Raw genomic sequence first — 13112 nt, 5'->3', positions numbered from 1 at the left:
GACTCGTCCACCCTGGACACGTGACAAGGGCCGCCCTTGCAACACTCTGGGTGACAAGGGCCGCCCGTGTCACCCAGACCGGGGCCCGGGGTGTGGGAAACGAAGCGTTGAACGCCTCGTTTCCCACGCACCACCACACATAAGTCACTGTCGTTCCGCTGAGCGTGACACAAGCCCCGTTCATACCGACCAGCCAAGCCCAGGCCAGGCGTAGATCGCCAAAAACCGGCCGGTTCTAACCGGCCGCAACACTCACGAGCTTTTCCAGCGCTTCGGGGCTGCCGCAGTGCTCGGCCCAGCCCGCGGGCGTGCTGTCGAAAAGGCCGTCACGGATCGTCGGGTCCGCCCCGGCGTCGAGCAGTACGTCGAGGACGTCGAGCGCGTTGTTCTGCGCGGCCAGGTGCAGCGCGGTGACGTCCTTGCCATGCCCGGGGCCGCCGAAAGTGGCCTGGGCGTTGACATTCGCGCCGAGTTCGAGCAGCGCGCGGACCGCGGCGGTCTTGCCCTGCGCGGCGGCCCAGAGCAGCGGCGTGCCGCGATAGACGTCGGCTTCGAGATCGGCGCCTCGGGCGACGAGCGCCTCCAGCGCTTCCGGTCGGTCGTTGCGGGCCGCCCAGGTGAGGGCCTCGTTGAGGACTTCGCTGGGGTCGTCCGTCGGCTTCCAGCGCGGGAAACCGCTGTGCGGCCGGTAAAACTGCCGATGCTCACCACCGGCGTCGAGCAGATCGAGCCGCCCGAGCCCCGCCGCGACCCGGAGATTGCCTGGCGCGAGACTCCGTGCGGCGAGCTTCTCCGCCGCTTCGCGATGACCCCAGAACAACGCCACGACGAGCGGCGTGCCGCCGTCGCCGCGTGCTGAGACGTCCGTCGGCGCGCCCGCGTCGAGGAGCAGGTCGATCAGGAGCGGGAGGTTGCTGTACGCGGCCTGGTGCAGCGGGGTCCAGCCGTGGACGTTGCCGCGCGCCGGGTCGGCGCCCCGGTCGAGCAGGACCTTGCTGAGCCGCTCGTCGCAGGTCGCGCCCGCCATGCCGAGGAGGTCGTTTCCGTTGGTACCACGGACATCCACGACTTCGGGATGCTCGTCGACGATCAGCGCGAGCCTTTCGAGATCGCGTTCCTCGATGGCCCGGTAAGCCCGCGCGAACGGCTCGTCGCCCACCTGCGCGACATGCTTGAGCAGGTCGCGCCACGTCGCGAACCCATGCGCCCGCGCGAGCGCGGTCCGCGCCCCCTCCTCGTCGCGCGGCAGCTCCCCGAACGCTTCGACCGCTCCCGGCGTGCCGTCCTCGGCGGACTCGAGCAGCCCGAGCGCCCGCTCGGCGTAGTACTCGGGATCGGGCTGGTAAGCCTGCATTCGCCAAGCCTAACCGGGGTCGTGAGTGATGCGGCCGATTCTAACCGGCAATACCACTCACGACCCCTTTCAGCGCACGCCACTCGGCGAGCGGGAGGTCGTCGTTGCCGGTGAGCACTTGGAGGCAGACGTGGTCGGCGCCCGCGTCGAGCTGCGCTTGGACTCGGGCGGCGATGGCGTCTTCGCCGACCGCGACGATCGCGTCGACCAAGCGGGGCGCGGCGGCGGCCTGCTCGTCGTCGGTGAAGCCCAGGCGGCGCAGGTTCGCCTGGTGGTGCGGGGCGTACTTCACGTAGAGGCCGACGTGTTCGCGCGCCAGCGCCGGGTCGAAGGTGACCGCCTGCTCGACCGCGAGGAACTTGCCGGGCCCCAGCACGCTTCGGGCGAAGGCCGTGTGGGAGACCGGGACGAAGTACGGATGCGCGCCGTCGGCGTGGTCGCGGGCGACCTCCAGCATGCGGGGGCCGAGCGCGGCGATGACCCGGGTCGGCGCGGGCTCGTCCAAGGCCTCGTCGAGGGCGGTCAGGTAGTCGCGGATCGCGGCGACCGGGCGCTTGCCGACGCGGTGGCCGCCGAGGCCGTGCACGAAGCGGCCGGGGTAGGCCTGGTCGAGCAGGCGTTCGGCGCCCGCCGCCGCGGCCGGTTCGCGCCAGGAGGTCTGGGCGATGCCGGTGGCGACGCGCAACCGGGTGGTCGCGGCCAGCAGGACGGCGGCCTGCGTGAAGGCTTCGCGACCGTAGGCCTCGCCGAACCAGAGCGTGTCGAAGCCGAGGTCTTCGACCTCCAGCGCGGCATCGCGGATCTCGGCGGGTTTCTTGCCCTCCAAGGCGAAAGTCCAGATTCCGACGCTCATCGGGTGATCTCCTTCAACGCGGGCGCGAGCCGGGCGAGCTGGTCCACAATGGATTCGAGGGTGGCTCCGACGGGGGAGACGAGCACGTGGTCGGCGCCGCTGTCGAGCAGCAGCCGGACGCGTCCGGCGATCGACTCCTCGTCACCCCAGGCATAGAGGCTGTCGACGAGGCGGTCGCTCAAGTCGGTGAAGCCGAGCCGTTTCCAGCTGTTCATGTAGTGCGGGATCTCGAACTTGGTCATCTGCTCGACCGTTCGCGTGAGCGCGGCGCGCGCCTCGTCCCGCGTGCCCAGCAGGACGGCCTGATGCGGGATCAGCAGCTTGTCCGGGCCGAGGATCTCGCGGGCGTACGGCGTGTGCTCGAAAGGCTGGGCGAACGGGTGCGCGCCATCGGTCAGCTCCCCGGCCAGTTCGAGCATCCGGGGGCCGACGGCGGCCAGCACCAGCGGTGACGCCGAGTAGTCCATTGTGGACAAATACGCTCGGGTTTGCGCCAGCGGCTGGTAGGCCGACTCCGTCTGGAACGCGTGGCCGATGCCGACACCGAGCACGAAACGGCCGGGATGAGCCGCCGCGAGCGCACTCGCGCGGGCTTGGGCGGTCCGCGCGTCGCGGGCCCAGATGTTCGCGATGCCGGTGCCGATCGTCAGCCGTGACGTGGCGCCGAGCAGGTCTTCGGTGACGTCGAACAGATCGCGGGCGGCGACGCCTTCGCCGCTCCACGCCGAGCCGTAGCCCAGCTCCTCGATGCGCTGGTTCGCTCTTCGCTCGGCTTCGAGCGGCGGGCCGAGTGGCGCCGACGGGAGCCAGACCCCCACCGGGCCCAAGCGGGCGCGCGTTTCCTCGATCACGATTCCCTCCAGAAGGTGAGGCTGCCTCCGGTTAATATACGGAGGTTGCCTCCGATTTGTCACCCACTATTGTCTGGCTCATGCGCGCCGACGCCCTCCGCAACTACGAACGCCTGCTCAGCGAGGCGAAACTCGCGTTCCGCAGCCACGGCGTCGAGGCGTCGCTGGAGGACATCGCGCGCAACGCGGGAGTCGGGATCGGCACGCTCTACCGGCATTTCCCCACCCGCGAGGCGCTCATCGAGACCTTGCTCAGGGACCGGTTCGACACCCAGGCCGCCGCCGCGCGCGAGCTGCTCGACCACCCGTCGCCGTTCGAGGCGCTCACGGCCTGGCTGCTCGGGCTCGGCAGGACGTCGGGGGAGTACAAAGGCCTGCCGGAGGCGATGGCGGCCGCCATCAACCAGCCCGGCTCGCCGCTCTACGTCTCATGTCATGAGATGCAGGACGCGGTGTCTCAGCTGGTGGACCGGGCGCACGAGGCGGGCGAACTGCGGGAGGGCGCGACCACGCGCGAGCTGCTTCTCCTTACCCACGCCGTCGTTTGGGCGAGTGAACATCATCCGTCCGATGATGGGATGGATCGGCTTTTCGCCCTTGTTGTCACCGGGTTGCGGGCAAGTTAACAATGCACTCGGCAAGGTAGGGGTGCGCAGAGCTAAACTGCGGCCCATCCGGGCACAACGTCGTGCGCCGTTGAGAGCGTCCTCGATTTAGTGACCAAATAGTGGGAGCAGCGTCGTGACCAATGCCAGCAAGCCCGTCGTCCTCATCGCGGAAAAGCTAGCGCCCTCCGTCCTCAGCGTGTTCGGTGACGAGGTGGACGTCCAGCATGTGGACGGCACCGACCGCGCCGCGCTGCTCGAGGCCGTGAAGGGCGCCGACGCGCTGCTCGTGCGGTCCGCGACCCAGGTCGACGCCGAGGTGCTCGCCGCGACCACCCGCCTGAAGGTCGTCGCCCGCGCGGGCGTCGGGCTGGACAACGTCGAGGTGCCCGCCGCCACCGAGCGCGGCGTGCTGGTCGTCAACGCCCCCACCTCCAACATCGTCAGCGCCGCCGAGCACGCGGTCGCGCTGCTGCTCGCGGTCGCCCGCCGCGTCCCGGCCGCCAGCGAGAGCCTGCGTGGCGGCGCGTGGAAGCGCAGCTCCTACTCGGGCGTCGAGGTGCAGGGCAAGACCGTCGGCGTGGTCGGCCTCGGCAAGATCGGCCAGCTCTTCGCGCAGCGCCTCGCCGCGTTCGGCACCAAGCTCATCGCGTACGACCCCTACGTCAGCGCCGCCCGCGCCGCGCAGCTCGGCATCGAGCTCGTCACGCTGGACGAGCTGCTGGAGCGCGCCGACTTCATCTCGATCCACCTGCCGAAGACGCCCGAGACCAAGGGCCTCATCGACGCCGAAGCGCTCAAGAAGACCAAACAGGGCGTCATCATCGTCAACGCCGCGCGCGGTGGCCTGATCGTCGAAGAGGACCTCGCCGACGCCATCCGCTCCGGCCACGTCGGCGGCGCGGGCATCGACGTCTTCGTCACCGAGCCCACCACCGAGAGCCCGCTGTTCGACCTGCCGAACGTGGTCGTCACCCCGCACCTGGGCGCGTCGACCGCCGAGGCGCAGGACCGCGCGGGCACCGACGTCGCGCGCTCGACGCTGCTGGCGCTGCGCGGCGACTTCGTGCCCGACGCGGTCAACGTCACCGGCGGCGGCACGGTCGGCGAGCACGTCCGCCCGTACCTCTCGCTCACCCAGAAGCTCGGCACCGTGCTGTCCGCGCTCAACCCGAAGGCCCCGGCCTCGGTCACCGTCGTGGTCAAGGGCGAGCTCGCCGGCGAGGACGTCAGCGTCCTGCAGCTGGCCGCGCTGCGCGGTGTCTTCACCGGCGTCGTCGACGAGCAGGTCACCTTCGTCAACGCGCCGCGCCTCGCGTCGGACCGTGGCGTGCAGGTCGAGCTGGTCACCGAGACCGAGAGCCCGAAGTTCCGCAGCGCGGTCACCATCCGCGTGGTCACCGCCGACGGCCAGACGCTCACCGTCTCCGGCTCGGTCACCGGGAAGGAGGAGGTCGAGAAGATCGTCGAGGTCAACGGCCGCCACTTCGACCTGCGTGCCGAGGGCGACGTGCTGCTGCTCGAGTACCCCGACCGTCCCGGCATCATGGGCCGCGTCGGCACCCTGCTCGGCGAGGCCGGCGTGAACATCGAGGCCGCGCAGATCAGCCAGACCACCGACGGCTCGGACTCGGTCATGCTGCTGCGCGTGGACCGCGAGGTCGGCGCCCACCTCCTGGAGCCGATCGGCGCGGGCGTGGGCACCCACACCATCCGCGGCATCCACCTGGGCTAGGCAGTCGTGATTTAGCGGGCTTTATCCCGGGCGCATTTCCCGGGATAAAGCCCGCTAAATCCCAAATACCCTGTTGCGGCGGCTGATCTTCCGGTTAGGTAGCCGCCTATGAGAAGACGCATACCGGTCTACGCCGCCGCGGTGCTGGCAGCGGCGGTCATCGCCGCCCCGCCCGCCTCGGCCCAGGACGTGCCGCTCGCCGATGGGGTCGGCGCGGCGAAGGTCAACGCCGCGGGGATCAAGGGGAAGCTTTCGCCGCGCGTGAGCGCCGCGCAGGGCAAGATCACCGCGTTCGTCGAGCTGGCCAAGAAGCCCGCGGTCGACGCCTTCAACGCGGAACAGCACAAGGGCAAGGAAAAGGCCAAGCAGGCCGCCAAGGCCGCGAAGGCCGAAACGGCAGCCGCGGTCGACGCCGTCGTCGGTCAGCTCAAGGCGAGCGACCGCGGCGCCAAGGTCATCACCCAGACCGCCAACGCCGTCTCCGGCGCCGTCGTGACCGCCGACGCCGCGAAGCTGCGTGAGCTCGCGAAGCGCCCGGACGTGGTGGCCGTGCGGACCGTCGTTCCCAAGTCCCGCACCAACTCCAGCGCCGTGCAGCTCACCAACACGCTCGCGAGCTGGCAGCAGACCGGGCGCCTCGGCGACGGGGTGCGCGTCGGCGTGATCGACGACGGCATCGACTACACCCACGCCGACTTCGGTGGCCCCGGCACGCCGGAGGCGTACAAGGCGATCGACCGCACCAAGGCCGACGCCGCGTACTTCCCGACCGCCAAGGTCGTCGGCGGCACGGACCTGGTCGGCGACGACTACGACGCCAACCGCGGCGACACCCCCGTGCCCGACCCGAACCCGCTCGCCTGCGGTGAGCACGGCACGCACGTGGCAGGCACGGTCGCCGGTTTCGGCGTCAACGCCGACGGCACCACGTTCAAGGGCGACTACTCGAAGCTCAACGCCAAGAAGATCGAGGCGCTGAAGGTCGGCCCCGGCACCGCGCCGAAGGCATTGCTCTACGCCGTCAAGGTCTTCGGCTGCGAGGGCTCGACCAACGTCGTCTCGCAGGCGCTCGACTGGTCGCTCGACCCGGACGGCGACGGTGACTTCACCGATCACCTCGACATCGTCAACTTGAGTCTCGGCGGCGACTTCAACGCCCCCGACGACCCCGACTCGCTGTTCGTGCGCAAGATCGCCGCGAACAACGTGCTCCCGGTCTTCTCCGCGGGCAACGGCGGCGACCTCTACGACGTCGCGGGCGCGCCGGGCAACACCCCGGAGGCGCTGACCGTCGCCAGCAGCCGGGACCGCTCGGTACTGCGGGACGCGGCCGACATCGTCGCGCCGATCACCGGCGCCAAGGGCGGCCAGTTCAGCCAGAACTTCACCGGCTTCGACACGCTCGAGGAGACCAAGCCGGTCGCCAAGCTTTCGGCGGCCAACGCCGACGGCTGCAAGCCGTACTCGGACGCCGACAAGGCCGCGGTCGCGGGCAAGTTCGCCTGGCTGGAGTGGGACAGCAACGACGCGACGCGCCTGTGCGGCTCCGCCGTCCGCGCGAACAACGCGCAGGCCGCCGGTGCCGCCGGCACGCTGCTTTCGTCCACTGTGGAGCATTTCTCGGCCGGTATCGCGGGCAACGCGACCAACCCGATGTTCCAGTTCACCGCCTCGGCCACCAACGCGGTGCGGCCAGGGCTGAACGCGGGCACGCTGCAGGTCCACCTGAGCGGCAAGGGCCGCGCCAACCTGCAGACCTATGACAACTCCATTGTGGACAGCCCGAGCTCGTTCAGCTCGCGCGGTGTCCGCGGCCCGGCGTCGAAGCCGGACATCACCGCGCCCGGTGACACGATCGCGTCGGCCTTCCGCGGCAGCGGCAGCGACCGGACCGTGCTCTCGGGCACCTCGATGGCCGCGCCGCACACGGCCGGCATCACCGCGCTGGTCCGCGAGGCGCACCCCGACTGGACGGTCGAGGAGGTCAAGGCCGCGGTCATCGACACCGCCGGGCACGACCTCAAGGACACCGCGGGCCACACCTACGCGCCGCAGCGCGTCGGCACCGGCCGGATCGACGCGAAGGCCGCGCTGGACAACCAGGTCCTCGCTTACGTCGTCGACAACCCGGGCGCCGTCAGCGTCAACTTCGGCACTGTCGAAGCCGGTGGGCCGGTGAGCCTGACCAAGACGATCAAGGTCGTCAACAAGGGCGTCAAGCCGGTCGAGTACGGCGTCGCTTACCAGGGCGTGAACACGCTCCCCGGTGTCGAATTCCAGCTGGACAAGGACACCGTGAAGCTGAGCCCGCGCGGGATCACGACGGTCAAGGTGACGCTGAAGATCACCGACCCGAAGGCGCTGCGCAAGGTCATCGACCCGACCATGGCCACCGAGCAGGCCGGGCTGGCACGCCAGTTCCTCGCCGACGCTTCCGGCCGGGTCGCGTTCACCCCGCGCGGTGGCGCGACCGTTCCGCTGCGGGTGGCCGTCTACTCGGCTCCGAAGCCGGTTTCGGCGATCGCGACCAGTGCCGAGGCGAACTTCCACGGCAGCGCGCAGGCCGTGGTCAACCTGTCCGGCAAGGGCGTCGACCAGGGCAGCGGCGCGCAGCGCTACCGCTCGCTGATCAGCGTGCTCGAACTGCAGGCGGAATCACCGCAGCTGGCCGAGTGCGACCACTCGACGACCACCGACTGCACGATCAACAACACCGCCAAGGGCGCCGACCTGCGCTATGTCGGCGCCGCGTCGACGGCGCCGCTGGCCAAGCAGCAGGGCGAGCCGGAGAACGCGCTGCTCGCGTTCGGGCTCACCACCTGGAGCGACTGGGCCAACCTCGGCAGCAACACCGTCCCGTTCGTCGACATCGACACCAACGGCGACGGGCGTCCGGATTTTGAGACCTTTGTGACGAAGGCGCCCTCGACGGACGTGCTGCTCGCCGAGACGGTCGCGCTCGCGGACGGTTCGGTGGTCGACGTGCAGGCGGTCAACGGCCAGCTGGGTGACGTGGACACCAACGTGTTCGACACCAACGTGGTCACCCTTCCGGTCAGTGTCGCAGCTTTGGGTATCGACGTGAACGGCGCTTCGCACAAGATCGCCTACTCGGTCGGCACGGCAGGGCCGTACGTCGCGCCGGGCACGACCAACGGGCTGATCGACTACGTCGCCGGTCCGCTCTCGTTCGACGTACTCGCGCCGGGCTACTCGGTGCAGGGCGGCGGCGACGCGGCGCTCGGGTACACGGCCAAGCCGGGCACCGCGCTCGTGGTCAACCGGAACGCGGCCACGACCGACACCGTGCTCGGCCTGCTGGCGCTGGAACACCACAACGCTTCAGGCGATCGGGTGAACATCATCAAGATCAACACTGGTCAGAGTGCTTCGGAAGAGCCTCTGCCGGTCTCCGGACCGGGCCGCCAGGGCGGTCGTCAGCCCATCGGGGCCGGTTGATCATCCGGGTGTGAAGGGGGTTCTTTCTGCACTCCGTGCAGGGGGAACCCCCTTCTTTTTTACCCGTCTGGGTGTTCCAGATCCCGGGATGATCAGACATAAGGGTGGTGCCGCTACATCGCGTTGTCTACGGCCGGTAACCTTCGGTCGCTGGCGTTTTCTCGAGGATGGGCCATCCGGGAATTCCGGGGCCTCGTCGACGGAGGTGTGTGGATGCGGCTCGCAGTGATCCCAGGTGACGGGATCGGACCCGAGGTGGTCGCCGAGGCGCTCAAGGTGCTCGGTGAAGTCGTGCCTACGGCTGAGATCACCAACTACGACCTCGGGGCGGCGCGCTGGCATTCCACCGGTGAGCTGCTTCCCGAGTCCGTGCTGGGCGAGCTCCGCCAGCACGACGCGATCCTGCTCGGCGCCGTCGGCGACCCGAGCGTCCCCAGTGGCATCCTCGAGCGCGGGCTGCTGCTGCGCCTGCGGTTCGAGATGGACCACCACGTGAACCTGCGCCCGGCCCGGCTGTACCCGGGTGTGCGCGGCCCGCTCGCCGACAACGGCGAGATCGACATGGTCGTCGTGCGCGAGGGCACCGAGGGCCCGTACGCGGGCACCGGCGGACTGCTGCGCAAGGACACCGAGCACGAGATCGCGACCGAGGTCAGCGTCAACACCGCGTTCGGCATCCGCCGCGTGGTCGCCGACGCGTTCAACCGCGCCGAGGCCCGCCCGCGCAAGCACCTCACGCTGGTGCACAAGACCAACGTCCTCGAGTACGCCGGTGGCCTGTGGTCCCGGATCGTCGAAGAGGTCTCGCTGGAGCACCCGGACGTCACGGTCGCCTACTCCCATGTGGACGCCGCGACCATCCACATGGTCACCGACCCGTCCCGGTTCGACGTGATCGTCACCGACAACCTGTTCGGCGACATCATCACCGACCTCGCGGCCGCCGTCACCGGTGGCATCGGCCTGGCGGCCAGCGGCAACCTGGACATCACCCGCCGCAACCCGTCGATGTTCGAGCCGGTGCACGGTTCCGCCCCGGACATCGCGGGCCAGGGTCTCGCCGACCCGACCGCCGCGGTCCTCTCGGTCGCGCTGCTGCTCGACCACCTGGGCCAGAAGGAGGCCGCGCGCCGCATCGAGGCCTCGGTCGCCTTCGACCTCGCGACCCGCGACCAGGCCAACCCCGGCCCGACGCACTCCATCGGCGACCGGCTGGCCGCCCTCGTCTCGTCGAACACCCGCCCGACCGTTTAAAAGCCCGAAAGCCACTTTCGTCAGATCCGATCTGACGAAAGTGGCTTTCGGGGTTTCTTGTGCCAGGCGGGGAAGCCGGTCGAAATCCGGCGCTGACCCGCAACGGTAGGCCCACGTTCCCCGTGGGCGAGCCCGATTACCGCCTGGACACTGCTTCGCCCTTGTATCTCGTCGTGGTCTACGAGAAAGGTGCACAGTGGACAGACGTCTGCTCGTCCCGCTCCTCGCCGTCTTCTTGCTCGTTTCGATCCTGTTGTCCATCGGCATCGGAACGGTGTCCGTGCCGATCGGCCGGACCTGGACGTTCCTGCGCGCCGGGCTTTTCGGCGGCACGATCTCCGCCGCCGACGCCGGGCAGTACCGGATCATCTTCGACATCCGGTTTCCCCGCGTGCTGCTCGCCGCGGTCGTCGGCGCCGGGCTCGCCACGGTCGGCGTCGCCATCCAGGCGATGGTCCGCAACGCGCTCGCCGACCCGTTCGTGCTCGGTATCTCGTCCGGTGCTTCGGTGGGCGCGACCTCGGTTTCGGTGCTGGGCCTGTTCTCCGGTTTCGGGATCTACGCGTTGTCGGCCGGTGCTTTCGTCGCCGCGCTGGGGTCGATGCTGGTGGTCTACCTGGTCGCGCGGAGCCGGAGCGGGCTGACACCGTTGCGGCTGGTGCTGACCGGAACCGCGCTGTCGTACGGGTTTTTCGCCGTCACCACGGTGATCGTGTTCAACGCGCCGCACGGCGAGGCGGCGCGGTCGGCGTTGTTCTGGCTGATGGGCAGTCTCGCCGGGGCGAACTGGGCGTCGCTGCCGATCGCCGCGGTGACCGTGCTCGCCGGGACCGCGTGGCTGCTCGCGCGGTCGGGGCGACTCGACGCACTGTCCATGGGGGACGAAGCGGCGACCACTTTGGGCGTGCACGTGCCCAGGCTGCGTGCCGGGTTGTTCGCGCTGTGCGCGGCCATGACCGGGGTGCTGGTCGCGGTGAGCGGGGCGATCGGGTTCGTCGGGCTGATGCTGCCGCATCTGGTCCGGATGCTGGTCGGCGCCGACCACCGGCGCGTGTTACTGGTCGTGCCGCTCGCCGGCGCGTGCTTTCTCGTGTGGGTCGACGTCGCCGCGCGCGTGCTCGCGGCACCGCAGGAACTGCCGATCGGCGTGCTCACCGCGGCGATCGGTGTGCCGGTTTTCCTGGTGCTGATGCGCCGCCGCGCCTATGTGTTCGGAGGTGCTTGATGGAAGTCGGGCTGGACGAGGTCACCGTCACCGTCGCGGGCCGCAAGCTCGTCGACTCGCTGACCCTGACCGTTCCGTCCGGGACGGTCGTCGGGCTGCTCGGGCCGAACGGCAGCGGCAAGTCGACGACGTTGCGCTGCGTCTATCGCGCTCTTAAGCCTTCTCACGGCGTAGTGCGGCTCGACGGCCGCCCACTCGACGAGTACGCGCTGCGCGACAGCGCGCGTCGGATGGCGGCGTTGACGCAGGAGTCGCACACGGAGTTCGACTTCACGGTCGCCGAAGTAGTCGCGATGGGACGGTTGCCGCACGAGGGATCCCACGATGACGACCGCGACATCTGCGCGGAGGCGTTGCGGCAGGTCGGGCTGAGCGCGCTGGCCGCGCGTTCGGTGCTGACGCTGTCCGGTGGCGAGCGCCAGCGCGTCCTGCTCGCGCGTGCGCTGGCGCAACGCCCGCGTGTGCTGGTGCTCGACGAGCCGACCAATCATCTCGACATCCGCCATCAGCTCGATGCGCTCGCACTGGTGCGCAAGCTCGGCGTCACCGTGCTCGCCGCGCTGCACGACCTGAACCTCGCCGCGGCCTACTGCGACGAGGTTTACGTCGTCGACGGCGGCCGCGTGGTCGCGGGCGGCCCGCCCGATCTGGTGTTGACGCCCGCCTTGGTGGCCTCGGTGTTCGGGGTCATCGCCCATGTCGTGCCCCATCCCGTGACCGGCTCGCCGCAATTGCTCTTCGAAGGGACCACCGATGCGTAAGGCTCTGTCGTTGGTGGCGCTGCTCGTCTCCGGCTGCGGCGCGACCGTGGCGCAAGAGCCGGTCGCCGCGCAGCCGGTCACCGTGACCAACTGCGGCAAGCCGCTGACCCTCTCGCGGCCGCCCGCGCGGGCGGTGACCAACGACATCGGCATCACCGAGCTGATGTTCGCGCTCGGCCTCGGCGACCGGATGGCCGGCTACGTCATCGACTCCGGCCAGACGGCCGGCGTCGAGTCGTCGCCGTGGAAGGCCGACTTCCAGCGCGTCCCGAAACTCGCCGAGAAGATCAACAAGGAGGTCGTGCAGGCAGCGGCCGCCGATCTCGTGTTCGCGGGCTGGAGTTACGGCTTCAGCGAGTCCGAGGGATTCACGCCGGACTCCTTGGGCGCGCTCGGCATCGCGACCTACCAGCTGACGGAGGCCTGCCGGAACGGCGTCGGCAAGCAGCGCGGGATCATGCCGCCGCTCGACGCCCTGTACACGGATCTGCGGAATCTGGGCACGCTGTTCGGGGTCAGTGATCGGGCGGAGAAGCTGGTGCGCGAGTACACGGAGGCCATCGCTTCGGTCGCGCCGGATGGTCGGACGCCCAAAGTCTTCCTTTACGACGATGGCAAGGACCAGCCGTTCACCGCGGCGCGCAACGCGGGCCCGAATCAGATCATCGCCAAGGCGGGCGGGCGCAACATCTTCGACGACGTCGACGACAGCTGGACCACGGTGAGCTGGGAGGCCGTCGTGCAGCGCGCGCCGGACGTGATCCTGATCAACGACTACGGCGGCGAGGTGGGGACGGTCGCCGACAAGGAGAAATTCCTGCGGTCGCATCCCGGGCTGCGGGACGTTCCGGCGGTGAAGAACTCCCGCTTCTTCGCGCTGCCGTATGCCGCTCTGGTGGAGGGGCCGCGGAATGCGGGTGCGATCAAGGCTTTCGCGGCTTATCTGCGGGGGTAGGCGGGGGTTTGTATGAAGGCTCCCTTCATCCGGCTGGGTTGTATGAGGGGAGCCTTCATC

Annotated in this window: 10 protein-coding genes and 1 riboswitch; of the genes, 7 read left to right on the top strand and 3 right to left on the bottom strand. The window is 69.6% G+C overall.

Annotation, left to right across the window (positions count from 1 at the left end; genetic code table 11):
• Positions 1-235: 235 nt before the first annotated feature.
• Genes BLV57_RS14635 through BLV57_RS14625 form a run of 3 tightly spaced genes read right to left on the bottom strand, consistent with a single transcriptional unit; the run spans position 236 to position 3058 of the window.
• Positions 236-1354, bottom strand: coding sequence for an ankyrin repeat domain-containing protein (locus tag BLV57_RS14635; protein WP_091289293.1), 1119 nt, complete (start codon positions 1352-1354; stop codon positions 236-238).
• A gap of 40 nt (positions 1355-1394) precedes the next feature.
• Positions 1395-2207 (bottom strand): TIGR03620 family F420-dependent LLM class oxidoreductase, encoded by an 813-nt coding sequence (locus tag BLV57_RS14630; RefSeq protein WP_091289292.1) that lies wholly within the window; start codon positions 2205-2207, stop codon positions 1395-1397.
• Positions 2204-3058: a TIGR03620 family F420-dependent LLM class oxidoreductase gene (locus BLV57_RS14625; protein WP_091289291.1), complete on the bottom strand. Its 855-nt coding sequence runs from the start codon at positions 3056-3058 to the stop codon at positions 2204-2206. Before BLV57_RS14625 ends, BLV57_RS14630 begins: the two co-directional genes overlap by 4 nt.
• Before the next feature lie 80 nt (positions 3059-3138).
• Between BLV57_RS14625 and BLV57_RS14620 the strand changes: the two genes are divergently transcribed.
• The 7 genes from BLV57_RS14620 (at position 3139) to BLV57_RS14590 (ending at position 13052) form a co-directional block, all read left to right on the top strand.
• Positions 3139-3684 carry a TetR/AcrR family transcriptional regulator gene (locus tag BLV57_RS14620; protein ID WP_091289290.1) on the top strand — a complete coding sequence of 182 codons (546 nt, stop codon included), beginning with the start codon at positions 3139-3141 and terminating at the stop codon, positions 3682-3684.
• Between the two features lie 115 nt (positions 3685-3799).
• Complete coding sequence (serA, locus tag BLV57_RS14615; protein ID WP_091289289.1) at positions 3800-5398, top strand: phosphoglycerate dehydrogenase; 1599 nt, start codon at positions 3800-3802, stop codon at positions 5396-5398.
• Between the two features lie 108 nt (positions 5399-5506).
• A complete protein-coding gene (locus BLV57_RS14610) occupies positions 5507-8857 on the top strand; it encodes a S8 family peptidase (RefSeq protein ID WP_091289288.1) in 3351 nt (1116 codons plus the stop codon).
• Between the two features lie 213 nt (positions 8858-9070).
• Positions 9071-10111: a 3-isopropylmalate dehydrogenase gene (locus BLV57_RS14605; protein ID WP_091289287.1), complete on the top strand. Its 1041-nt coding sequence runs from the start codon at positions 9071-9073 to the stop codon at positions 10109-10111.
• 31 nt (positions 10112-10142) lie between these two features.
• A riboswitch (cobalamin riboswitch) is annotated at positions 10143-10273 on the top strand.
• A 34-nt stretch (positions 10274-10307) separates the two neighbouring features.
• On the top strand, positions 10308-11336 hold the full coding sequence (locus BLV57_RS14600; protein ID WP_091289286.1) for a FecCD family ABC transporter permease: 1029 nt from the start codon (positions 10308-10310) through the stop codon (positions 11334-11336).
• Entirely contained in the window at positions 11336-12097 is a 762-nt protein-coding gene (locus BLV57_RS14595) for an ABC transporter ATP-binding protein (protein WP_091289285.1), read from the top strand. Before BLV57_RS14600 ends, BLV57_RS14595 begins: the two co-directional genes overlap by 1 nt.
• On the top strand, positions 12090-13052 hold the full coding sequence (locus BLV57_RS14590; protein WP_091289284.1) for an ABC transporter substrate-binding protein: 963 nt from the start codon (positions 12090-12092) through the stop codon (positions 13050-13052). Before BLV57_RS14595 ends, BLV57_RS14590 begins: the two co-directional genes overlap by 8 nt.
• Positions 13053-13112 lie beyond the last annotated feature (60 nt).

It is taken from the genome of Amycolatopsis xylanica (assembly GCF_900107045.1).
GTDB classification, from domain to species: domain Bacteria; phylum Actinomycetota; class Actinomycetes; order Mycobacteriales; family Pseudonocardiaceae; genus Amycolatopsis; species Amycolatopsis xylanica.
The sequence above is the reverse complement of the archived record's forward strand: the minus strand, read 5'-3'. Positions and strand labels throughout refer to the sequence as shown.

Excerpts from the sequence above, each read along its gene's own strand:
- BLV57_RS14635 (WP_091289293.1), bottom strand. The coding sequence starts at position 1,354 with ATGCAGGCTTACCAGCCCGATCCCGAGTACTACGCCGAGCGGGCGCTC.
- BLV57_RS14630 (WP_091289292.1), bottom strand. The coding sequence starts at position 2,207 with ATGAGCGTCGGAATCTGGACTTTCGCCTTGGAGGGCAAGAAACCCGCC.
- BLV57_RS14620 (WP_091289290.1), top strand. The coding sequence starts at position 3,139 with ATGCGCGCCGACGCCCTCCGCAACTACGAACGCCTGCTCAGCGAGGCG.
- BLV57_RS14610 (WP_091289288.1), top strand. The coding sequence starts at position 5,507 with ATGAGAAGACGCATACCGGTCTACGCCGCCGCGGTGCTGGCAGCGGCG.
- BLV57_RS14605 (WP_091289287.1), top strand. The coding sequence starts at position 9,071 with ATGCGGCTCGCAGTGATCCCAGGTGACGGGATCGGACCCGAGGTGGTC.
- BLV57_RS14595 (WP_091289285.1), top strand. The coding sequence starts at position 11,336 with ATGGAAGTCGGGCTGGACGAGGTCACCGTCACCGTCGCGGGCCGCAAG.
- BLV57_RS14590 (WP_091289284.1), top strand. The coding sequence starts at position 12,090 with ATGCGTAAGGCTCTGTCGTTGGTGGCGCTGCTCGTCTCCGGCTGCGGC.